21 protein-coding genes are annotated in these 20,034 nt (G+C 71.9%); 8 read left to right on the top strand and 13 right to left on the bottom strand.

Features of this window, described 5'->3' with window-relative positions:
* Window positions 1–39: 39 nt before the first annotated feature.
* The 3 genes from KUG39_RS11655 to KUG39_RS11640 all read right to left on the bottom strand — a co-directional run bounded on the left by KUG39_RS11655 (window position 40) and on the right by KUG39_RS11640 (window position 4,109).
* Window positions 40–1,215, bottom strand: coding sequence for a THUMP domain-containing class I SAM-dependent RNA methyltransferase (locus tag KUG39_RS11655; protein WP_216915201.1), 1,176 nt, complete (start codon window positions 1,213–1,215; stop codon window positions 40–42).
* A gap of 399 nt (window positions 1,216–1,614) precedes the next feature.
* Window positions 1,615–2,859 carry a mechanosensitive ion channel family protein gene (locus KUG39_RS11645; protein WP_216915199.1) on the bottom strand — a complete coding sequence of 415 codons (1,245 nt, stop codon included), beginning with the start codon at window positions 2,857–2,859 and terminating at the stop codon, window positions 1,615–1,617.
* Window positions 2,856–4,109 (bottom strand): hypothetical protein, encoded by a 1,254-nt coding sequence (locus KUG39_RS11640; protein ID WP_216915197.1) that lies wholly within the window; start codon window positions 4,107–4,109, stop codon window positions 2,856–2,858. The genes KUG39_RS11645 and KUG39_RS11640 overlap by 4 nt, the downstream gene beginning before the upstream one ends.
* A 113-nt stretch (window positions 4,110–4,222) precedes the next feature.
* Between KUG39_RS11640 and KUG39_RS11635 the strand changes: the two genes are divergently transcribed.
* A complete protein-coding gene (locus KUG39_RS11635; RefSeq protein WP_216915195.1) occupies window positions 4,223–4,555 on the top strand; it encodes a hypothetical protein in 333 nt (110 codons plus the stop codon).
* Between the two features lie 28 nt (window positions 4,556–4,583).
* On the opposite strand, the gene KUG39_RS11630 is transcribed toward KUG39_RS11635, so the two are convergent.
* From KUG39_RS11630 to KUG39_RS11620, 3 genes are all read right to left on the bottom strand, one after another.
* Window positions 4,584–4,868, bottom strand: a complete 285-nt coding sequence (locus tag KUG39_RS11630; RefSeq protein WP_216915193.1) for a DUF5666 domain-containing protein — start codon at window positions 4,866–4,868, stop codon at window positions 4,584–4,586.
* A 148-nt stretch (window positions 4,869–5,016) separates the two neighbouring features.
* Entirely contained in the window at window positions 5,017–5,361 is a 345-nt protein-coding gene (locus KUG39_RS11625; protein ID WP_216915191.1) for a PilZ domain-containing protein, read from the bottom strand.
* Window positions 5,362–5,522: 161 nt separating this feature from the next.
* Entirely contained in the window at window positions 5,523–5,996 is a 474-nt protein-coding gene (locus tag KUG39_RS11620) for a hypothetical protein (protein ID WP_216915189.1), read from the bottom strand.
* A gap of 172 nt (window positions 5,997–6,168) precedes the next feature.
* Here KUG39_RS11620 and KUG39_RS11615 point away from each other — a divergent pair, with 172 nt between their 5' ends.
* The 4 genes from KUG39_RS11615 to KUG39_RS11600 all read left to right on the top strand — a co-directional run bounded on the left by KUG39_RS11615 (window position 6,169) and on the right by KUG39_RS11600 (window position 11,121).
* Window positions 6,169–7,143 (top strand): J domain-containing protein, encoded by a 975-nt coding sequence (locus KUG39_RS11615; protein WP_190612240.1) that lies wholly within the window; start codon window positions 6,169–6,171, stop codon window positions 7,141–7,143.
* A gap of 70 nt (window positions 7,144–7,213) precedes the next feature.
* Window positions 7,214–8,215: a porphobilinogen synthase gene (gene hemB / locus KUG39_RS11610; RefSeq protein ID WP_094586574.1), complete on the top strand. Its 1,002-nt coding sequence runs from the start codon at window positions 7,214–7,216 to the stop codon at window positions 8,213–8,215.
* A gap of 45 nt (window positions 8,216–8,260) precedes the next feature.
* A complete protein-coding gene (locus KUG39_RS11605) occupies window positions 8,261–8,698 on the top strand; it encodes a VOC family protein (RefSeq protein ID WP_216915188.1) in 438 nt (145 codons plus the stop codon).
* Between the two features lie 11 nt (window positions 8,699–8,709).
* Entirely contained in the window at window positions 8,710–11,121 is a 2,412-nt protein-coding gene (locus tag KUG39_RS11600; RefSeq protein WP_502988647.1) for an endonuclease MutS2, read from the top strand.
* Window positions 11,122–11,151: 30 nt separating this feature from the next.
* Here the strand turns inward: KUG39_RS11600 and KUG39_RS11595 are convergent, their stop codons facing one another.
* Window positions 11,152–12,390: an ABC transporter ATP-binding protein gene (locus KUG39_RS11595; RefSeq protein WP_094586568.1), complete on the bottom strand. Its 1,239-nt coding sequence runs from the start codon at window positions 12,388–12,390 to the stop codon at window positions 11,152–11,154.
* A 64-nt stretch (window positions 12,391–12,454) separates the two neighbouring features.
* On the opposite strand from KUG39_RS11595, the gene cgtA reads away from it, so the two are divergent.
* A complete protein-coding gene (gene cgtA, locus KUG39_RS11590) occupies window positions 12,455–13,447 on the top strand; it encodes an Obg family GTPase CgtA (protein ID WP_216915184.1) in 993 nt (330 codons plus the stop codon).
* Window positions 13,448–13,513: 66 nt separating this feature from the next.
* On the opposite strand, the gene KUG39_RS11585 is transcribed toward cgtA, so the two are convergent.
* On the bottom strand, window positions 13,514–13,732 hold the full coding sequence (locus KUG39_RS11585; protein WP_094586564.1) for a Calvin cycle protein CP12: 219 nt from the start codon (window positions 13,730–13,732) through the stop codon (window positions 13,514–13,516).
* A gap of 189 nt (window positions 13,733–13,921) precedes the next feature.
* On the opposite strand from KUG39_RS11585, the gene KUG39_RS11580 reads away from it, so the two are divergent.
* A complete protein-coding gene (locus KUG39_RS11580) occupies window positions 13,922–14,410 on the top strand; it encodes a hypothetical protein (RefSeq protein WP_216915182.1) in 489 nt (162 codons plus the stop codon).
* Here the strand turns inward: KUG39_RS11580 and KUG39_RS11575 are convergent.
* Genes KUG39_RS11575 through KUG39_RS11565 form a run of 3 tightly spaced genes read right to left on the bottom strand, consistent with a single transcriptional unit; the run spans window position 14,384 to window position 17,975 of the window.
* Window positions 14,384–16,315 carry an ABC-F family ATP-binding cassette domain-containing protein gene (locus tag KUG39_RS11575; protein ID WP_216915180.1) on the bottom strand — a complete coding sequence of 644 codons (1,932 nt, stop codon included), beginning with the start codon at window positions 16,313–16,315 and terminating at the stop codon, window positions 14,384–14,386. The genes KUG39_RS11580 and KUG39_RS11575 overlap by 27 nt on opposite strands.
* A complete protein-coding gene (locus KUG39_RS11570; RefSeq protein WP_216915178.1) occupies window positions 16,312–16,986 on the bottom strand; it encodes a DUF2301 domain-containing membrane protein in 675 nt (224 codons plus the stop codon). The genes KUG39_RS11575 and KUG39_RS11570 overlap by 4 nt, the downstream gene beginning before the upstream one ends.
* Window positions 16,983–17,975 (bottom strand): glutathione S-transferase C-terminal domain-containing protein, encoded by a 993-nt coding sequence (locus KUG39_RS11565; RefSeq protein ID WP_216915176.1) that lies wholly within the window; start codon window positions 17,973–17,975, stop codon window positions 16,983–16,985. The genes KUG39_RS11570 and KUG39_RS11565 overlap by 4 nt, the downstream gene beginning before the upstream one ends.
* Window positions 17,976–18,035: 60 nt before the next feature.
* Here KUG39_RS11565 and KUG39_RS11560 point away from each other — a divergent pair, with 60 nt between their 5' ends.
* Window positions 18,036–18,980, top strand: a complete 945-nt coding sequence (locus KUG39_RS11560; RefSeq protein ID WP_216915174.1) for an aspartoacylase — start codon at window positions 18,036–18,038, stop codon at window positions 18,978–18,980.
* On the opposite strand, the gene KUG39_RS11555 is transcribed toward KUG39_RS11560, so the two are convergent.
* Window positions 18,965–19,390: a hypothetical protein gene (locus tag KUG39_RS11555; RefSeq protein WP_216915172.1), complete on the bottom strand. Its 426-nt coding sequence runs from the start codon at window positions 19,388–19,390 to the stop codon at window positions 18,965–18,967. The genes KUG39_RS11560 and KUG39_RS11555 overlap by 16 nt on opposite strands.
* Before the next feature lie 2 nt (window positions 19,391–19,392).
* A complete protein-coding gene (locus KUG39_RS11550; RefSeq protein WP_190612251.1) occupies window positions 19,393–19,746 on the bottom strand; it encodes a hypothetical protein in 354 nt (117 codons plus the stop codon).
* Between the last annotated feature and the right edge of the window lie 288 nt (window positions 19,747–20,034).

Here is a 20,034-nt window from a genome sequence, read left to right as displayed (position 1 = left end):
GCTAGCAGCGCTGCTGACGCAACGGGGCCCGCGTGCGCTTCAGCGGATGTCGTAGCGGAGCCAGCGGCAGTCGATGCCGCCGTTGCTCACCGGCACCCGGCGGCTGGCCTTCATCCGCAGGGCCCCCGTCAGGGCGGGGTTGCCGCTCAGCAGCCACAGGGTCCAGCCGCCGCAGCGCTCCTTCACCATCCGACCCAGGTCGCCGTAGAGCGCCTCCAGGTCGTCGTCGGCACCGAGCCGGTCGCCGTAGGGCGGGTTGCACACCAGCACCCCGGGGGATTCCGGGGGGCGGAAATCGCGGCAGTCCCCCTCCTGCAGCTCGACCCAGTCGGCCACACCGGCCGCCGCCGCGTTGCTGCGGGCCATGGCCAGCACCGCCGGATCCCGCTCCATGCCCACCACGGTCGCCAGGGGCGCCCCATCGGGGAGGCTGTTGCGGGCCAGGTCCTGGGCGGCCTGCCGTTCCCGCTGCCAGAGGGCGGCATCGAAATCGGGCCAGCGCTCCAGGCTGAAGCTGCGCTCCAGGCCGGGGGCACGGCCGAGGGCGTGGCAGGCGGCCTCGATCAGCAGGGTGCCGGAGCCGCAGAAGGGATCGGCCAGGGGCACCGTCCCGTCCCAGCCGGTGTGGGCGATCAGGCCGGCGGCCAGGTTCTCCTTGAGGGGGGCCAGGCCCATGGCGGCCCGGTAGCCGCGCCGGTGCAGGCTGGCGCCGCCGCCATCGAGGCTCAGCACCGCCTCGGGGCCGCTGCCGCCGGGCCGGCCGGGGCTGAGGTGCAGGTGCAGCACCAGGTCGGGATCGTCCAGGTCCACCGAGGAGCGCGACCCCCACGCCTGGCGCTGGCGGTCGACCAGGGCGTTCTTGACCTGCAGGGCGCTGTAGTGGCTGTGGGTGAGGCCGGGCACGCTGCCGCTGGCCTCCACCCGGAAGCTCAGCTGGGGCGGCAGCCAGCGCTCCCAGTCGGCGGCGTGCTGGACGCCGTCGTAGAGCTCCTCGCGGCCGCGGCAGGGGAAGCGGGCCAGCTGGCGCAGGAAGCGGAATGGCAGCCGGGCCTGCAGGTGCAGGCGGTAGAAGGTGGCCGCATCGGCCCGCAGGCCCACGGCGCGCCGCAGGGGGCGCACCTCATGGGCGCCCAGGGCCGTCAGTTCCGCCGCCGCCGGCTCCTCCAGCCCCGGGGGAACCACGGCGATGACGTCGAAGCGGGAGGGGCTGGCCATCGCCCCATGCTGCTGGCTGACGGTCCCCTTGTACGGGGATGCCCACCGCCTGTGGCCGCGGCTGCGCTGGCGGGGAGGTGGCAGGATGAACAGGCTCGTCTTCGGACGAACTAGGTGGTCCACACCAGTGTCTCGGACAGCGGTTCGATTCCGCTCAGCTCCATTCCCCCGACCCACCGCCCCGCAGGCGGTGCGTCATCCCGGGGCTGCAATGGTTTCGACGGGGCATGAGGAGGGTGACTGAAGCCTGCTCGGTAAGAGCGAACCCGTAACAGCGAACAACATCGTTCGTTTCTCCCGTCAAGCCGCCCCCGTGGCTGCCTGACACTCTTAACGGAGACGGGGTGAGGTCAGCCTTGTCACCCAAATGACCCATGGGGCCTGGAAGGGCCCTTCCCATCATCCGGGGCCTCGCCCGGGCGGCTCAGTCCTGGCGCGCTCCACGATCAGATGGGGGTAGGGCAGCTCGATGCCCAGCGCCCGGAACCGCTCCATGGCCGCCGCGACGACGGCGCTGCAGATCCTCCGGTTGGCGAAGGGGCTGTGGATCCAGAACTTGACCACGTAATCGCCGCCGCGGTCCCCCACCCCCTGCAGGTAGGCCTTCGGAGGCGGGTGGATCTCCACGCCCGGCACGGCGGCGGCGATCTCCTCCAGCAGGGCCAGGATCGTGCCCGCGGGCTGGCCAGCATCGACGCTGATCGCGATCTGGGTGAGAAAGCGGGTGCGGCCGACGCTGAACTCCACCGTGCTGGAGTTGAAGAAGGTCTGGTTGGGGATCACCAGCTCGGCGTTGTCACGGTCACGCCAGAGCCGGGTGGCCCGCAGGCCGAGACGGCGCACCTCGCAGAAGTCGCCATCCAGGGCGATGATGTCGCCCGGCCGCAGGGAGCCTTCGAACAGCAGCCACAGGCCGCTGACGAAGTTGCCGAAGACCTCCTTGACGCCGAAGCCGAGGCCCACCGACAGCCCCCCGGCGATGGCCAGCAGGGCGGTGCTGTTGAAGCCGATCGTTTCCAGCAGCGCCACGGTTCCGAGGCTGATCACCGCGTAGCGCACCATCAGTCCGATGGCGCGCGCACTCACCCGCTCCAGGGCAAAGCACCGCTTCAGCAGCCAGGCCACCCCCAGCGACGGCGGTCCTGAGGCGACGAGCAGCAGGTAAAGCACCACCACCAGTCGCGTCATGTCGCCCACATTCACACTGGCGCCCATCCAGCGGCCCAGGGGGATCAGGGCCAGCTCGGCGCGGGTGTCCAGCTGCTCAATCAGGGTCCACAGCAGTCCGGCGAGCAGGAACGGCCGGATCAGCAGATGGCGCAGCGGCTGAATCTGATCCTCGGGAAGCCAGCGCTCGGCCCGATGCAGCACCAGCTCCGACACCTGCAGACTGGCCACGAGGGTGATCAGCAGGACGGCCAGGGCCGTCGGCTGGCGGGCGATGGTCAGCAGGCCCCAGCCCAGGCCACCCACCATCCCCGTGGCGGCAAGTGCCAGCCACCTTGAGCTGCCGGCCGGCCCGCAGCGGCGGCCCGCCAGACGGCTGACCGCCACGGCCAGGGCCACCAGGGCGAGCTGGAGGAGGACCTGGGGCCGGCCCAGCATCGGCAGCCAGCCGATCATCTGGCCGAGCAGGTCGTTCATGGCCTGGGAGCCAGGGCCCGGACCACGGCCCCGGTGGCCTCCGCCGCCGTGATCTCGCCGAAGGCCACCGCCGTCACCAGGCGCGTGAGCTCGCGGTCGCGGGGATCGCCGGCGGGCAGCAGCCGGGCGATGGCGTCGCTGGCGTCGGCCTGCCGCACCGACCGCTGCATCGCCTTGAGCACGGGGGTGTGCAGCGCCGAGGGCGGGACGAAGCGATTGGTGGGCAGCATGTCCTGGTTGTCGGTGGTCAGGGTGCTCTGGATCCAGGGGTTCAGCGCAAACACGGACAGCGCCTCCGCCACGCGCCGCTGCCGGGCGGTGGAGTCCGTGCCGAAGGCCAGAACCCGCAACCGTGTGATCGGGGTGGGCGGCCCGTAGGGTCCGCCGGGCAGGTCGCTCACCCCGAGGGAGGTCCCCAGGCTGCGGCGCAGCCGGCTGAGGTTGCCGCTGTTGCAGGGGATCCAGTCCAGGCGCCGCTCCAGCAGACCCTGCACCAGTGCTTCCTGGTCGGGCTCGATGAAGACCTGCTGGTTGAAGTTGGCGGCCGAGAGCCAGGCCAGCCACCGCTGCAGCCCCTCCCGTTCGCCGGCCGCCAGGGGACGCCCGGCGGCGGCGGCGATGATCGCCCGATCCGCCCCCAGGGGACCCGTGCTCCAGAAGAGGCTGCGCGATTCCACCGCCAGCCCCACCCGCAGTCCCCCGCGGGCCGCTCTGAGCAGGTCGTCGGTGCTGGTCGGGCTGGCGGCCAGGCGCGTGCGGTTGAAGCAGGCGAGCTGCGGTCGCCTCAGAATCGGCAGGCCCGCCAGACCCCGCGGCGGAATCTCCAGCCGCTGCAGGGAATCGGCGTCCACCTGGCGGCGTGTGGCCTGGGGCAGCTGGAGGCCACGGGCCAGATCGGCCTCCACCAGGGCGTGGGCGGTGGAGCCCGCCACCAGCATCAGATCGGGGCCGAAGCCTGCGGCCTGCCGGCGACGCACCTCCTCGAGGAAGGCGCTCTCCCGCAGGAGGTTGGTTTCGATCGCCACGTGGGGGTGCAGCTGGCGAAAGGCCGCCACGATCGCCTGCGCCTGCAGGACCTCCTCCTGGAGGATCGCCTTGGTCAGCGGCTGGTCGCCTTCGACGCTGATGGCGAGGTAGGCCGTTCCCCTGAGTTCCTCCGGAGCGAGGACGCAGCCCGACAGCAGGCTGAGCGGCAGCGTCAGCAGCAGGACCCGCAGGGCGCCGTTCATGGCCTGCAGGGCTGGGTTCATGACCTGCCAGGGCCCAAACGGCGACTGTAGGAGCCCCCGTTGGCCCCACCCGTGCCTTCGGCGGCAAGGCGTCCCGACCTTGCTAGGACGAGGACTCCTGCGCATGACCGGCGATGAAACGCTGCCAGCTCCTCATCGTTCCGGCCGTCGCGGTGGTGGCCATCGCCCTGGCCCTCCCCGGCGCCAGCCAGGCCCGGCCCAACCCGGGCGGGCTCGGCGGGCCGGCCTCCGGCGTGGGGGTGGCCCCCGGCGCCGGTGCCGGCGGTGCGGGTGGGCCGGCCTCCGGCGCCGGGGTGTTGCCGGGGGCCGGTTTTGGTGAGGCCGGAGCGGGCCTGGAGCGGGGGCCGGAGGGTAATCCCGGTGGCCTCGGCGGGCCGGCCTCCGGGGCCGGGGTTCGCCCCGGGCTTGGCTACGGGGCGCCGGGCGCCGGGATGTATCGGCGCTGACGAGGCGGGCGGCTCAGGCCGGGAGGCCTCAGTCGTCCAGCTCGATCTCCTTCGCGAAACGGGTGCCCCCACGCTGGGAGTGCTCCACTTTCACCTCCATCCCCGGTTTCAGATCGGCGAAGGCCTTCAGGCCATCGTCGTAGTCCGTGGACGCATTGGTGAGCAGCGTCTGCCCCCCGACGACAAAGGAGCGTCGGCCGGCATCGACGGACTGGATCTTGCCCTTGAGGGAATCGGAGGAATCGGCCAGCACCGGCGTGGCGACCGTGCCGAGCAGGAGGCTGGCGGCGAGGCTGTGATGGAGCAGGTTCATGGCTGCTTGTCGTCAAGCGACTGGGACCACCGGATCGTATGGATTTCACCGCTGTGGTTGCTGCGGGCTTCGATGACTGGATGTGACTCACCCCGGCGCCAGTCATGACTGGACATCCATCCGCCCACGGAAGATCGGACTGGCGGCATCAGAGGTCCTCCGCCTTGATCAGCAGTCTGAGAAAAGTCTTGGAAATGTCGAAACCCTCTTCAAACCTGAGCCCTGAGTAGTGGGCACCCCTGAGCTGGTTCATCCAGATCAGCTCGCCCCTGGCTTCAATGATCTCCTCGTCGCTGGGATCGTGGAAGCGAATCTGGGCGGGGGTTCCCATGGGGACCTCCTGAAAGCTGCGGATGCAGGCGCCGGAACGGCTCACATCCCAGAGATGGCCGGAATAGCAATGATCCTGAAAATACACCTCGACTTTAATGAGAATCTGAAAAAAGGGCGCTGAAAACTTGGGTTCTCGAGCGGGAAGTCTTGACTCCTTCATGTCCCTGGGGAGAGGAGATTGGCTTCGAACGGGTTTCAGTGTTCTGCGGAACTGGTTTACGGACTCTACCAAATTCATTCATGCCGTCTACCTCGTGCCTCGACATCTGTGTGTCAGTGGACACGTGGTTTTCCGGGTGATTCGCTGCTCCGCTCCCGCCCTCAGGGGGTACCCGTTCCCGGCGTCTTGGTGAAGCCGCTCCAGCGCTTCAGCTCCTGCAGGGTCTGCACACCCTCCACCCGGCTGGTGCCCAGAACCCAGGTGGGGTAGGCCTTGATGCCCGCCGCCTGGCAGCGTTCCCGGCCCTCGCTGGTCTTGTCGCACTCCACGTAGGGCAGCCGGTCCCCCGCCTGCTGGCCGAAGAGGCTCTTCTGGCGGAAGCAGGCCGGGCACCACCAGGCGCCGTAGAACACGGCCCCGATCCGCCTCAGGTGCTCCGTCAGCGCCAGCTGCTCGCCGCCGGAGGGGGCCAGGGCCTCACCGAGGGTGGGGGTGGTGGAGCCGCCGGCCTGGCCGCCGTGGGCGGGAGGGCTGAAGCTCAGCAGGCCCCCCGCCAGGGCGGACAGTCCGCCCAGCAGCAGCAGCGCCGGGGCCGAAGGCTTCCGGAGCGGCCGGGGTGGGGAAAGGGGGAGCATCGGCGGGTCGGCGAGGCCGGAAATCTAGGCCGCCCCCAGAGTCGTGCCCAGCGGCCGTACCCCTCTGCCGTACGGGCTTCCGCCCTGCCCGGGCCTGTGAATTCAGCGGCGGGACTGGGACAATTTCCAGGTTCGACGGTGACGGGCGCCCTGGCGACATGAGCGTGACGAGATGAGCGTGAATGGTTACCGCGACTATTTCAAGGTTCTGGGTCTCGAGAGGGGCACCGATGCCGATGGCATCAAGCGGGCCTTCCGCAAGCTCGCCCGCCAGTACCACCCGGATGTGAATCCCGGTGATGCGTCCGCCGAGGCCCGCTTCAAGGAGATCAGCGAGGCCTATGAAGTGCTCTCCGATCCCGAGAAGCGCCGCCGCTACGAGCAGTTCGGCCAGTACTGGAACCAGATGGGCGGCGGCGGTGGCGCCCCCGGGGTCGATGTCGACTTCGGCCGTTACGGCAACTTCGACGACTTCATCAACGATCTGCTGGGACGCTTCGGTGGCGGCGCCGCGGCCGGCGCCCCCGGCGGCTTCGGCTTCGGCAGCGGTTTCCCCGGTGGCTTCGGCTCCGGTTTCGGTGGTGCCGGCGCCGAGCGCTCCACCCAGGTGCAACTCGATGCCGAGGCCACCATCAGCCTGCCGGTAGCCGATGCCTTCCGCGGCTGTGAGCGCACCCTGGCTGTCAACGAGGAGCGGGTGCAGGTGCGCATCCCCGCCGGCGTCAAGGACGGCAGCCGCCTGCGGCTGAAGGGCAAGGGCAACCTGCAGCCCGGCACCGGCCGCCGCGGCGATCTCTATCTCACCCTCAAGCTCCAGCCCCATCCCGTCTGGCGCCTCGATGGCGACCAGCTGCGGGCCGAGCTTCCCCTCAGCCTCGACGAACTGGCCCTGGGGGGCGAGGTGCGCGTGGCCACCCCCGATGGCGAAGCCACCATCCAGGTGCCCCCCGGCATGACCCTCGGCCGCAGCCTGCGGCTCAAGGGCAAGGGCTGGCCGGTGAAGGACGGCCGGGGCGACCTGCTGTTCACCCCGACCCTGAAGCTGCCCGACAGCCTCAGCCCCCGGGAGCGGGACCTGCTCGAGCAGCTGCGCCAGGCCCGCAGCGTCGACCCCCGCCAGGACTGGATCAGCGCCGCCCTGCTCTGAGGGCCGCGGCCCTTCGCGGTCCAAGTGCCGGAAGGGCTTTCCGTAGGATCCGGCCAGTCAGATCTGCCCCATGGAGCTCACCTATCGGCCCCGCCGGCTGCGTCGCACGCCGGCCCTGAGGGCCATGGTGCGGGAATTCCAGCTCAGTGCCGCCGATTTCATCTATCCGCTGTTCGTCCACGAGGGCGCGTCCAACGAGCCCATCGGCGCCATGCCCGGCGCCCAGCGCTGGAGCCTGGAGGGGCTGGTGGCGGAGGTGGGCCGGGCCTGGGACCTGGGCATCCGCTGCGTGGTGCTGTTCCCCAAGGTGGCCGACGGCCTCAAGACCGAGGACGGCAGCGAGTGCTTCAACGAGGGCGGCCTGATTCCCCGGGCGATCCGGCGGCTCAAGCAGGAGCATCCGGCCATGGCGATCATGACCGATGTGGCCCTCGATCCCTATTCCTGCGACGGCCATGACGGCATCGTCAGTGCCGAAGGGGTGGTGCTCAACGACGAGACCATCAGCCTGCTCTGCCGCCAGGCGGTGGCCCAGGCCCGGGCGGGCGCGGATCTGATCGGCCCCAGCGACATGATGGACGGCCGGGTGGGGGCGATCCGCGAGGCCCTCGATGAGGAGGGTTTCGAGCACGTCGGGATCATCAGCTACACCGCCAAGTACGCCTCCGCCTACTACGGCCCCTTCCGCGAGGCGCTGGATTCGGCCCCCCGGGCGGTGAGCAGCAAGCCCATCCCCAAGGACAAGAGCACCTACCAGATGGATCCGGCCAACGGCCGCGAAGCCCTCACCGAAGCCCTGCTCGATGAGCAGGAGGGGGCCGACATCCTGATGGTCAAGCCGGGCCTGGCCTACCTCGACGTCATCCATCGCCTGCGGGGCGAAAGCGAGCTGCCCATCGCCGCGTACAACGTCAGCGGCGAGTACGCCATGGTCAAGGCCGCCGCCGAGCGGGGCTGGATCGACGAGCGGGCGGTGGTGCTGGAAACCCTGCTCTGCTTCAAGCGGGCCGGCGCCGACCTGATCCTCACCTACCACGCCTGCGACGCCGCCCAGTGGCTGCGCGACGGCTGAGCCGCACCGCTTGAATGGTGCGATGAACCGTCGCTGCCCCCTCCCATGACGCGTCTCGGCCACGTGGCGGTGCGGGTCCAGGACATGGAGCGTGCCAAGCGCTTCTACGAGGGGCTGGGGCTGCGCCTCACCTGGGATGCCCAGGACTGGGCCTACATGCAGTCGCCCGCCAACGGCGACGGCATCGCCCTGCTCAGCCCCAGCTACACCGCCGCCGGGCCCCACTTCGCCTTCCACTTCAGCGACCGCGCCGAGGTGCAGACCGTGCATGACCGGCTCGAGGCGGCTGGCCACCGGGTGGGGCCGGTGCACGACCACCGCGACGGCACCGCCTCCTTCTATCTGCAGGATCCGGAGGGCAACTGGCTGGAGATGCTCTATGAGCCCGCCGCCGGCATCCCCTCCAACGTGGGCGCCGCCGCCATCCCCGCCCCTGCCCCCGCCCCCATCTCCACCTCCACCTCCCTGGCACCGGCGGGGTGAGCGCAGCCCCTGTGAGCGAGATCCACCAGGACACCCTGGAGCTGCTGGAGTGGCCCCGGCTGGCCGAGCACCTGGCCGGTTTCGCCGCCACCGCCGCCGGCCGCCGCCACTGCGCCGGCCTCGGCCTGCCCGACCATCCGGCCGAAAGCCGCCGCCTGCTGCTGGAGACCACCGAGCTGCTGGCCCTCGACGGCCTCTGCGAGGGGGGCCTGAGCCTGCAGGGGGCCGGCGACATCGCCGCCACGGTGGCCCTCTGCGCCAAGGGCGGCTGCGCCGGCGGTGAGGAGCTGCTGGCGCTGGCCGCCACCCTGGCGACGGCGCGGCGGCTGCGGCGCCAGATCGAGGACCCGGAGCTGCGTCCCGTCACCACGGCCCTGGTGGCCGAACTGCGCACCCTGCCGGAGCTGGAGCAGCGGCTGCATTTCTGCCTGGAGGAGGGCGGCCGGGTGGCGGACCGGGCCAGTGGCCCCCTGGAGGCGGTGCGGCGCCAGCTGCTGGCCCTGCGCGGCGAGCGGCGCGACCGGCTGCAGGAGCTGGTGCGCCGCTACGCCTCCCTGCTCCAGGACACGGTGGTGAGCGAGCGGGGCGGCCGGCCGGTGCTGGCGGTGAAGGCCGGGGCCGCCGCCCAGGTGGGCGGCCTGGTGCACGACAGCTCCGCCTCCGGCAGCACGGTGTACGTGGAGCCCCAGGCGGTGATTCCCCTGGGCAACCGCATCCGCGATGCCGAGGGCCAGGAGCGGGAGCTGGAGCGCCAGGTGCGCAGCGAACTCAGCGCCCTGGTGGGCGAGCAGGCCGAACCCCTCGACCACCTCCAGCAGGTGCTGGTGCGGATCGATGCGGGCCTGGCCCGGGCCCGTTACGGCCAGTGGCTGGGGGCGGTGCGGCCCGAGCTGGCCGATTCGGCCGACGCCCCCTTCGAGCTCATCGACCTGCGCCACCCCCTGCTGCTCTGGCAGGAACGGCGCGAGGGCGGTCGGCCGGTGGTGCCCGTGACCATCCGGGTCGGCCCGGAGCTGCGGGTGGTGGCGATCACGGGCCCCAACACCGGCGGCAAGACGGTGACCCTCAAGAGCCTCGGGCTGGCGGCCCTGATGGCCCGCGCCGGCCTGTTCCTGCCCTGCGCCGGCACCCCCCGGCTGCCCTGGTGCGGCCAGGTGCTGGCCGACATCGGCGACGAGCAGTCGCTGCAGCAGAACCTCTCCACCTTCAGCGGCCACATCCGCCGCATCGCCCGCATTCTGGGGGCCCTGCCCCAGGACCCGGCATCTCTGGTGCTGCTCGATGAGGTGGGGGCCGGCACCGATCCCACCGAGGGCAGCGCCCTGGCGGCCGCCCTGCTGCGCCACCTGGCCGATCGCGCCCGCCTCACCGTCGCCACCACCCACTTCGGCGAACTCAAGGCGCTCAAGTACGCCGATCCCCGCTTCGAGAATGCCTCGGTGGCCTTCGACGTGGAGACCCTCTCGCCCACCTACCGGCTGCAGTGGGGCATCCCCGGCCGCAGCAACGCCCTGGCGATCGCCTCCCGCCTGGGGCTCGACCCAGCCGTGCTGGCGGCGGCCGCTGCCCAGCTGGAGCCGGGCGGCGAGGGTGATGTGAATCGGGTGATCGAGGGGCTGGAACAGGGGCGCCAGCGCCAGCAGGAGGCGGCCGAGGCGGCGGCGGCGCTGCTGGCCCGCACCGAGCTGCTGCACGAGGAACTGCTGCAGCGCTGGTCGCAGCAGAAGGAGCAGTCGGCGGAACTGCAGGAGCAGCGCCGCCAGCGGCTGGAGCTGTCGATCCGGGAGGGGCAGGGGGAGGTGCGGCGCCTGATCCGGCGGCTGCGCTCAGTGGGCCAGGAGGTGCGCGTCGGCGGGCGGGTGGCCGGCGAGACGGCCCGCCAGGCCGGCCAGCGGCTGCGGCACCTCGAGCAGCAGCACCGGCCCCTGCCGGAGCGGCGTGACCACGGCGGCTGGCGGCCCAAGGCCGGCGACCGCATCCGGCTGCTGGCCCTGGGCAAGGCCGCCGAGGTGCTGGCGATCTCCGACGACGGCAGCGAGCTCACCGTCCGCTGCGGCGTGCTGCGGCTGACGGTGGAACTGGCCGGCATCGAGGGGCTGCACGGCGAGAAGCCGGCGCCCCCCGAGCCGCCGCCCCAGGTGCGGATCCGCAGCCGCCGTTCCCCGGGCAGCCGCGGGCCCGAGGTGCGCACCGAGGGCAACACGGTGGACGTGCGCGGTCTGCGGGTGCACGAGGCCGAGGCGGCGGTGGAGGAGCGCCTGCGGGGCGCCAACGGGCCGGTGTGGGTGATCCACGGCATCGGCACAGGAAAGCTGAAGCGGGGCCTGCGGGACTGGCTGTCCGGCCTGGCCTGGGTGGAGCGGGTCAGCGATGCCGATCAGGGGGATGGGGGCCCCGGCTGCAGCGTCATCTGGGTGAAGTGAGGCCCTGCCAGCGCCTCGCTGGCTGATGGCTCAGTGGTTGATGGCGGGCAGCTGGGGTTCCTGCCGCGGCGGTGGGGTGGTGGCTTCGGGCGGCAGCAGGGCCGATCCCAGCCCGTCGAACAGGCGCCAGCCCGTGGGCTCGACATCGAGATGCACGGTCTGGCCCACGGTCACGCTCTGGTCCGGGGTGGCCCGCACCAGCACCAGGTGGCTGCCCTCCAGCAGCCGGCAGGTGACCAGCAGCTCGTTGCCCAGGGCTTCGCAGTGGCTCACCTCCGCCGCCAGGTTGCGGTTGGTGGCCGGGGCCAGCCGCAGGTGCTCCGGCCGCAGGCCGCCGGTGATCCGGTGGCCGATCCAGTCGCCCAGCAGGTCGGCCATCGGACCCTCCACCGGGAAACGCCGCCCCCCCAGCAGCAGCTGGGCGGAGCCGGCCACCTCCACCGGCAGGAGGTTCATGGCCGGGCTGCCGATGAACTGGGCCACGAACAGGTTGGACGGCCACTGGTACAGCTGCATCGGGGTGCCCAGCTGCTGCAACCGGCCCTCGTTGAGCACGGCGATGCGGTGACCCATGGTCATCGCCTCCACCTGGTCGTGGGTGACGTAGAGGGTGGTGGTGCCCAGGCGCCGCTGCAGCTCGACGATCTGGGTGCGGGTGCCGGTGCGCAGCTTGGCGTCCAGGTTGCTGAGGGGCTCATCCATCAGGAACACCGCCGGCTGACGGGCGATGGCCCGGCCCAGCGCCACCCGCTGCTTCTGGCCGCCGGAGAGCTCCTTGGGCCGGCGCTCCAGCAGCGGCTCCAGCTCCAGGGTGGCGGCCACCTCGTCGATGCGCGCCGCGATGCGGCGCTCCCGCTCGGAGTCGATCCGCAGGGGGGCCGGCAGGCCTCGGGTGGCCCGGTGCAGGCTGTCCTGCAGCTGCTGGGGCAGGCTTCGGTGGCGGCTGCGCCGCAGGCCGAAGCCGATGTTGTCGGCCACGCTCAGGTGGGGATAGAGCGCGTAGCTCTGGAACACCATCGCCACGTCGCGCTGGGCCGGCCGCAGCCGGCTCACGGGGCGTTCCCCCACGTAGATCTCGCCCGCGGTGGTGGCCTCCAGCCCGGCCAGCAGCCGCAGCAGGGTGCTCTTGCCGCAGCCCGAGGGGCCCACCAGCACCAGGAATTCACCGTCCTGGATGTGCAGGTCGAGTTGGCGCAGCACCTCCACCGGGCTGCCGCCGCGACGGGGCGGGTAGGTCTTGCCGACCTTCTCGAAGCGGACCTCGGCCAAACCAGGGGTGCAACCGGGGGATCCTAGGGTTGTTCCTCATCCGAGCCCCGGCCGAACCCCTTCCTTGCAGTTCATCGATCAGGCCCGCATCGCCGTGCGCGCCGGCCGCGGCGGCGACGGCATCGTGGCCTTCCGTCGTGAGAAGTACGTCCCCGCAGGCGGGCCCTCCGGTGGCGACGGTGGCCGCGGCGGTGACGTGCTCCTCGTCGCCGATGCCAACCTCCAGACCCTGCTGGATTTCAAGTACCGGCGCCTGTTCGCCGCCGACGATGGCCGCCGCGGCGGACCGAATCGCTCCAGCGGGGCCAGTGCCTCCACCCTGACGATCCGGGTGCCCTGCGGCACGGAGGTGCGCGACTGCCGCACCGGCATCCTGCTGGGAGATCTCACCAACGCCGGCGAGGAGCTGCTGGTGGCGGCCGGTGGCCGGGGGGGCCTGGGCAACGCCCATTACCTCAGCAACCGCAACCGGGCGCCGGAGAAGTTCACCGAGGGCAAGGAGGGGGAGGAATGGCTGCTGCAGCTGGAACTCAAGCTGCTGGCCGAGGTGGGGATCATCGGCCTGCCCAATGCCGGCAAGAGCACCCTGATCGCCGTGCTCTCGGCGGCCCGGCCCAAGATCGCCGACTACCCCTTCACCACCCTGGTGCCCAACCTGGGGGTGGTGCGGCGCCCGAGTGGTGACGGCACCGTCTTCGCCGACATCCCCGGCCTGATCGCGGGGGCGGCGCGCGGCGCCGGCCTGGGCCATGAGTTCCTGCGCCACATCGAGCGCACCCGGCTGCTGCTGCACCTGGTCGATGCGGGTGCGGAGGATGTGCTGGCGGATCTGCTGGTGGTCGAGGAGGAGCTGGCCGCCTACGGCCACGGCCTCAGCGATCGCCCGCGCCTGGTGGTGCTCAACAAGATGGAGCTCCGTGATGCCACCGAACTCGAGGAGCTGGTGGCTGCCATAGCGGCCCACACCGGTGAACCGCCCCTGGTGATCTCGGCGGCGGCATCCCAGGGCCTCGATGCCCTGCTGTCCGCCGTTTGGGCGCAGCTGGGCATCGCCTGAGACCTGATCAGGCCCCCGCGGGGGAAACCCCCGGTCGGCGTGGAGTGATCTGAGAGCGTCGCGTGATCAGTCGTCGTAGACGCGGCACTCGGGCGCTTCGGGGTTGAGGTCGCAGTAGACCTCCAGGGGGCTGGGGTCGTGGCTGTCCTCGGGGTGGTGCTCCTTGTACTCGTTGAGGGCCTTGAGCTCCTCTTCGAGGTGGCGCACCTTGCCGAGATTGCCGTCGGCCTTGGCCGATTCGATCTCGACTTTGTCCTTCTCGATGTGATCGTCGATCGTCTTCATGCAAAAACCGGCCGTCACGGGTCGGAACTCACCGCAGACACCATACGGTCGGGGCCGGGGGATCGCCGTCTCCTGTGGGTCTCCTCACACCCCCCGGCCGGGACCTGAGCGTTGCAAACCCGGCGCCGGCGGCTGCGGTGGAGGGTCCTCCGTGGCTAGCAGCGGAATGGACAGTGCCCCGGTTGGCCCATGACACGCATCAGCAAGCGGCGGGAACGGCATTTCATCGACGAGCACGGCCGGCTCTTCTGGATCAACGGTCCCGAAACCCACTGCTACCTCTCGGAGCAGCGCCAGTGGCGCCGGGGCCTCGGCTTCGAAGAGGTGCTGGTCTGGAAACAGTGCGCTCCCAGCGGACTCGTCAGCCAGCGCTTCGCCAGCGTTCAGGCGGCCCTGGAGGCCTTCCAGGCCGACGCGGTGCAGTGGTACCAGGATCTCTACCTGCGCCGCATGGGGGACCAGATGGCGGCCCACCGCAGCGTGGACGACTACAAGCCCACGGCCATGCAGCAGGACGAAGCCCGGGGTGCCCGGGTGCAGCGCCAGCCCTGGCTGCTGCCGGAGCCCGCCGGGCCGGTCTGTGGTCTGCCCCCCCGGATCGCCGATGGGGCGGGGCTCCTGGAAGTGCCCCACCCGCACCGGCGCCGGCGCTCAGGCTGCCAGCTCGCTGAGCGTTAGCCAGCGCTCCTCGGCGGCGGCGATCCGCTCCACCAGGGCCGCCAGCTCGTGGGTCAGGGCCTCCAGCCGGGCGTAGTCCGGGCCGCTGGGGGACCCCAGGTGCTGCTCCAGTTCCCGGCGGCGCTGCTCGAGCTCCGGCAGTTCGCTCTCCAGGCGCTCCAGCTCCCGGGCCTCCTTGAAGCTGCGTCGCCGGGGCCCGGCCGCCGCCTTGGCCGCTGGCGTTGCGCGCCTGGCGTCCTGCGGGGTGGCCTCAAGGGCGGCGGCAGGACCGGGGGCCTGCCCAGGGGCGGTGGCCGGGGCCTGGGCCCGCCGCTCCAGCCAGCTGGTGTAGTTGCCCTCGAAGCGCTCCAGCCGGCCCGCCTCGAAGTGGAACAGGCGGTCGACGGTGCGGTCCAGGAACCAGCGGTCGTGGGAGACCACCACCACACAGCCGCGGAAATCCTCGAGGAAGTCCTCCAGCACGCTCAGGGTGTGCACGTCGAGGTCGTTGGTGGGCTCGTCCAGGAGCAGCACGTTGGGGGCCTCGATCAACAGCCGGCAGAGGTGCAGCCGCCGGCGCTCGCCCCCGGAGAGCTTGGCCACCGGCTGGTGCTGCTGGGCGGGGGGAAACAGGAACCGCTCCAGCAGCTGGGAGGCCGTCAGCTCCACCCCGTCCACCTGCACCCGGCTGGCGGCCTCCTGCACCACCTCGATCACCTTGCGCTTGCCGTCCTTGGCCAGCAGCACGTCGCTGTGCTGGTCGAAGTAGGCCAGCTTCACCGTGGCCCCCAGCTCCAGCAGGCCCTCGCTGGGGGGGCGGCGGCCGGCGATCACCTCCAGGAGGCTGGATTTGCCGGCCCCGTTGGGCCCGATGATCCCCACCCGGTCCTCGGGGCTGAAGTCGTAGCTGAAGTCCCGCAGCAGGGTGCGCTCCCCCACGGCCACCGCCAGGCCTTCGGCGGTGATCGCCCGCTTGCCGATGCGCCGGGCGGTGGCGGCCATCGCCAGGCTGGTGCGCCCCTGGCGGGCGGGGGCCTCCAGCAGGGCATCGATGCGCTGCAGCCGGGCCTTCTGCTTGGTGCTGCGGGCCTTGGGGCCCTGGCGCATCCAGGCCAGCTCCCGCCGCAGGGTTCCCTTGAGCTTGGCGGCGGTGGAGGCCTCGGCCTCCTCTTCGGCCGCCTTCAGGGCCAGGTAGGTGCCGTAGTTGCCCTCATAAGGGCGGGCCTCGCCCCGATCCACCGCCACGATCCGTCGGGTGACCCGATCGAGCAGGTAGCGGTCGTGGGTGACGAGCACCAGGGCGCCGGCGAAGCGATCCAGGTAGCTCTGCAGCCACTCGACCCCCTCGGCATCGAGGTGGTTGGTGGGTTCGTCCAGCAGCAGCACCTCCGGTTCGGCCACCAGGGCGGCCGCCAGGGCGACGCGGCGCCGGTTGCCGCCGGAGAGTTCGCCGATCGTCCGCTCCTGGTGGGCCGCGTCGATGCCCAGGCGTTCCAGCACCTCGCGGCAGCGGCGCTCCAGATCCCAGGCCTGGCAGCTGTCCATGCGGTGCTGCAGGGCGCTGAGGCGGGCCAGGAGCTGGTCGTCCTCTGGATGGAGGGCCAGCTGGTGGCTCACCCCGGCGTACTCCCGCAGCAGGGCCATGGCTTCCCCGTCACCGGCGAACACCTGCTCCAGCACGGTCAGGGCCGGATCCAGCCGGGGCTCCTGGTCGAGCAGCACCACCCGGGTGCGGGCATGGCAGCGACGCTCGCCGCGATCCAGCGGTTCGAGGCCCGCCAGCACCCGCAGCAGGGTGCTCTTGCCGGCGCCGTTGGGGCCGATCAGCCCCAGCCGGTCCCGCTCACCCACGTGCAGGTCGAGGTCGGCGAACAGGGTGCGCAGGCCGAAGTCCTTGGTGGCCCCCACCAGGCTGATCAGGCTCATGGGGTGTCGCCGCTCTCGACCAGGCCCAGGCGCTGCTGCTCCAGGTGGGCGAAGACGCTCTTGTCGCCCACATCCGCCGCCGCCGGCATGGGGAACTTGCGCAGGCAGAGCACCAGCAGCAGCAGGGCCTCGGCGGCCAGCAGGCTGGCGGTGGTGGCCGGGCTCAGCACCCCGGCCAGGCGGCCGAGCAGGGCCAGGGGCAGCAGCAGGGTGACCCCGATCGCCTCGGGGCGCTGGAAGCAGAAGAACTCCTTGAAGCCGATGCCGGCCAGGGCGGCGAAGTAGGGCCCCACCGCCAGGATCCAAAGGGGTTGCTGGGCCAGGGCGGGGAGCATCTGGCCCGGTCCGGCCCGCAGGGCCAGCAGCACCCCGCCCAGGCAGCCCGCCAGCCAGAACAGCTGCAGGGCCCGGTGCAGGGGGCGCAGGTAGATGTGGATCCAGCGCAGGGCCAGGCCCAGCCCGGCCGCCATCACCAGCAACCAGGGCCAGAGCAGGTCGGGGCCCAGCTGGCGCCACTGGGCCAGCAGGGCCAGCTGGCCGAGGGCCACGGCCGTGAGGGCCAGCCGGTAGCCGAGCACCTCGCGGCGGTCGGTGGCGGTGATCGAGAAGGTGCCATACACCCCCTCGAAGACGGGGTCGGCGCCGTCCGGGGTGGCCAGGGTGCTGCTCATCGGAGGGGGGCGCCGGGGGCGGCCGGGGGCGGGCTGCCTACCAGTGTGGCCAGGTCCGGTCCCGCCGGGACGATGCCGGAGGGGTGCAGGGGGAACAGGGCCCCGAAGTAGTCGGTCCGCCAGGCCGTCGGGAAGCAGGTGGCGGCCACCCCCTCGAGGGCGTGGAAGCGGCGCCGCCAGTCCCACAGCCGGGGCAGCTGCCAGAGGGGCTTGCGGCTGCAGCCGAACAGGGGCGCATAGACCAGTTCCATGCGGATCAGGGTGGGAAACAGCACCACGTCCGCCAGGCTCGGGGCAGGGCCGCCACACAGCCAGCCGCCACCCTCACCACTGGAGGCGAGGGTGGCCTCGACGGCCTCCAGCGTGTCGAACAGGGCCGCCTCGGCCTCGTCGTAGGCCGCCTGGTTGCGGGCGAAGCCACAGCGGTACACCCCGTCGTTGACCTCCCCCTGCAGGCGCTCCCGCCAGGCGGTGATCGCCGGCAGGTCCGCCGGCGGGGCCAGGTCCGGAGCTTCGGGCACAGCGGGCCAGGCATTGAGCAGCTCGATCAGGCGGGCGCTCTCGTTCACCAGGATCGTCCCGGTTCGCAGCGAATAGAGGGCCGGCACGGTGGCCCGGGCGCGGGGATCGGCGCCGCAGCGGCGGTAGAGCTCGAGCAGGGTCCCGCAGCCCTCGAAGGGCTCGCTGAACCGCCAGCGACCGGCGTCCGGATCGGGAACCACCACCACCGTGTCGATCATCGGGGCCAGCCCCCGCAGGCTCCAGGTGATCCAGGCCCGATGGGCCCAGGGGCAGCTGCGGCCCACGATCAGCACGTGGCTGCCGGCTTCGGCGGCGTCCTCCGGCAGCGGCGGCAGGGCGGTGAAGGCCCCGGCCGGCCGGCGGTAGCGGCCCTGGCCGTCGGCGGGGCCGAGCCCCCCCATCAGCAGGCGCCACTGGCACTGCCAGAGCTGCCGGGCGGAGCGCACCAGCGGAGCGGGCGGGGCCATGGACATCACGGTTCGATGCCCTGACTCTGCGCCAGGCTGGGGCCTCTGAGCGAGCAGTCGATGGTGGCGGGCCGGGTGATGGTGGTGGGGGGCACCCACGGCAACGAGCGCAACGCGCCCTGGCTGCTGGAGGCCTGGCGACGGCACCCGGCCCTGCTGCAGAGCCGTGGCCTCGCCCTGGAGCTGGTGCTGGGCAACCCCGCCGCCCACGCCGCCGGGGTGCGTTACCTCGACCAGGACCTCAACCGCAGCTTCGTGCCGGAGTTCCTGGACGCCCCCGGGCCGGGGGACCGGGAGCTGGAGCGGGCCCGGGAGCTGCTGGCCCGCCACGGGCCCGGCGGCAGCGCCCCCTGCCTGGTGGCCCTCGACCTGCACAGCACCACCGCCGCCATGGGCAGCAGCCTGGTGGTCTACGGCCGGCGGCCTGCCGATCTGGCCCTGGCGGCGGGCCTGCAGCGACGCCTGGGCCTGCCGATCTACCTGCATGAACAGGACCGGGCCCAGACCGGCTACCTGGTGGAGCGCTGGCCCTGCGGGCTGGTGGTGGAGGTGGGTCCGGTGCCCCAGGGCGTGATCCAGGAACCGATCTGCCGGCAGAGCCAGCTGGCCCTGGAGGCGGCCCTGGAGGTGCTGGCGGAGGCCCGCGGCGGAACCCTGCGCCAGCCCGACCGGCTGGTGGTGCACCGGCACCTGGGCAGCCTCGATCTGCCCCGCCATGGCGACGGCTCCCCGGCGGCGGTGGTGCATCCCCAGCGCCAGAACCGCGACTGGCAGCCGATCGCCGCCGGCGATCCCCTGTTCCTGACGGCCGAGGGCGCCACGATTCCCTACCACCCGCGGGAAGACCAGGAGATCGGCCCCGTCTGGGCCGTGTTCATCAACGAGGCGGCCTACGGCGAGAAGGGCATCGCCCTCAGCCTCACCCGCCGGGAGTCCTGGCCGGTGGAGCCGGGCTGGGGCCAGGCCCTGGCTGACCTGGCCCGGGAGCTTCAGAGCCCGGGCTGAGCCTGGCTCTGGCCGGCGGCGGCGGGCTGGGAGCGGGGCACGCCGTTGTAGAGGACGTTCAGGACGCTGCGGCCATCCGGGGAGATCAGGATCTCGCTCTCCACGGTCGGCGGCAGCCCGAGCTGGGCCCAGCCGGGCGCGCCGCCGTAGAAGCGGAACAGGAAACCCTCGGCATCGGCGCGCACCAGGCAGTTGCCGCCGCTGCGCTCGTACATGCAGAGCGCTGGCCGGTAGACCCCGAGGCCGCCGTTGATCACCTCGGCCCGCATCCGGGCCAGGTTCGCGGCGCGGCCCCGCTGGAAGGCCTGCTCCTGGGTCATCTGGGCCCGGGCCGGGGAGGCCCCCACCAGGGGGACGGCCAGCAGCAGGGCCAGGCAGCCCAGCAGGGGCCGCAGGGAAGGGGAGGTCATGGTCATCCGCAGACGAGGGTGGTCTGTTCCTTGGTGCAGGGGAGGTCGGTCTTGCTGCCGTCGGCCCAGTAGATGCGCAGCCGGTCGTCCTCGGTGTCGGTGCGCAGGGTCAGCGACTTGACCACGCCGGCCGGGGGCTTGCCGGCCGGATCGGCGGTGTCGGGACGCAGGTCGGCCTTGTTGAGCCGCTGCTCGAGCTGCTGGATCTTGAGTTCCAGCTGGTCGATGCGGCGGCTCTCGGGATTGGGCAGGCCCTGGCAACCGGCCGCCAGCAGGGGGAGCAGCAGCAGGGCGGGCAACGGCCCGCGCAGGCGCCGGCGCAGTGGCTGGGGAGGAAGCGACGAACGCGAGACCATCGGCGGCAGGGCGAGATGACCGGAGCACCTCACCTCCTAGCAGCGGCAGGGGGGCCAGGCCAGGCGGGAAGCTCATCCTTTCTTCATGAACGCCGCCTCACACGCCGCAATGGTCTGTTACATTGCTGTGAGGCGATCCGTCGCCCTTCCTTACGCCCACGGCCGGCGCGCCTGCGCTTCCGCCCGAAGGCACTCTTTCATGCACTCATGACCGCCACTCTCCAGCAGCGCTCCGGCGCTTCGGTGTGGAACCAGTTCTGTGAGTGGGTCACCTCCACCAACAACCGT

The sequence above is a fragment of the Synechococcus sp. CCAP 1479/10 genome, from assembly GCF_019038515.1.
GTDB lineage: Bacteria > Cyanobacteriota > Cyanobacteriia > PCC-6307 > Cyanobiaceae > Cyanobium.
This window is presented reverse-complemented; position numbering and strand designations above follow the sequence as displayed.

Bases quoted from the DNA above. Each gene is read 5' to 3' on its own strand.
- KUG39_RS11655 (WP_216915201.1), bottom strand. From the start codon at position 1,215: ATGGCCAGCCCCTCCCGCTTCGACGTCATCGCCGTGGTTCCCCCGGGG.
- KUG39_RS11645 (WP_216915199.1), bottom strand. From the start codon at position 2,859: ATGAACGACCTGCTCGGCCAGATGATCGGCTGGCTGCCGATGCTGGGC.
- KUG39_RS11640 (WP_216915197.1), bottom strand. From the start codon at position 4,109: ATGAACCCAGCCCTGCAGGCCATGAACGGCGCCCTGCGGGTCCTGCTG.
- KUG39_RS11635 (WP_216915195.1), top strand. From the start codon at position 4,223: ATGAAACGCTGCCAGCTCCTCATCGTTCCGGCCGTCGCGGTGGTGGCC.
- KUG39_RS11630 (WP_216915193.1), bottom strand. From the start codon at position 4,868: ATGAACCTGCTCCATCACAGCCTCGCCGCCAGCCTCCTGCTCGGCACG.
- KUG39_RS11625 (WP_216915191.1), bottom strand. From the start codon at position 5,361: ATGAAGGAGTCAAGACTTCCCGCTCGAGAACCCAAGTTTTCAGCGCCC.
- KUG39_RS11620 (WP_216915189.1), bottom strand. From the start codon at position 5,996: ATGCTCCCCCTTTCCCCACCCCGGCCGCTCCGGAAGCCTTCGGCCCCG.
- KUG39_RS11615 (WP_190612240.1), top strand. From the start codon at position 6,169: ATGAGCGTGAATGGTTACCGCGACTATTTCAAGGTTCTGGGTCTCGAG.
- hemB (WP_094586574.1), top strand. From the start codon at position 7,214: ATGGAGCTCACCTATCGGCCCCGCCGGCTGCGTCGCACGCCGGCCCTG.
- KUG39_RS11605 (WP_216915188.1), top strand. From the start codon at position 8,261: ATGACGCGTCTCGGCCACGTGGCGGTGCGGGTCCAGGACATGGAGCGT.
- KUG39_RS11585 (WP_094586564.1), bottom strand. From the start codon at position 13,732: ATGAAGACGATCGACGATCACATCGAGAAGGACAAAGTCGAGATCGAA.
- KUG39_RS11580 (WP_216915182.1), top strand. From the start codon at position 13,922: ATGACACGCATCAGCAAGCGGCGGGAACGGCATTTCATCGACGAGCAC.
- KUG39_RS11575 (WP_216915180.1), bottom strand. From the start codon at position 16,315: ATGAGCCTGATCAGCCTGGTGGGGGCCACCAAGGACTTCGGCCTGCGC.
- KUG39_RS11570 (WP_216915178.1), bottom strand. From the start codon at position 16,986: ATGAGCAGCACCCTGGCCACCCCGGACGGCGCCGACCCCGTCTTCGAG.
- KUG39_RS11565 (WP_216915176.1), bottom strand. From the start codon at position 17,975: ATGGCCCCGCCCGCTCCGCTGGTGCGCTCCGCCCGGCAGCTCTGGCAG.
- KUG39_RS11560 (WP_216915174.1), top strand. From the start codon at position 18,036: ATGGTGGCGGGCCGGGTGATGGTGGTGGGGGGCACCCACGGCAACGAG.
- KUG39_RS11555 (WP_216915172.1), bottom strand. From the start codon at position 19,390: ATGACCTCCCCTTCCCTGCGGCCCCTGCTGGGCTGCCTGGCCCTGCTG.
- KUG39_RS11550 (WP_190612251.1), bottom strand. From the start codon at position 19,746: ATGGTCTCGCGTTCGTCGCTTCCTCCCCAGCCACTGCGCCGGCGCCTG.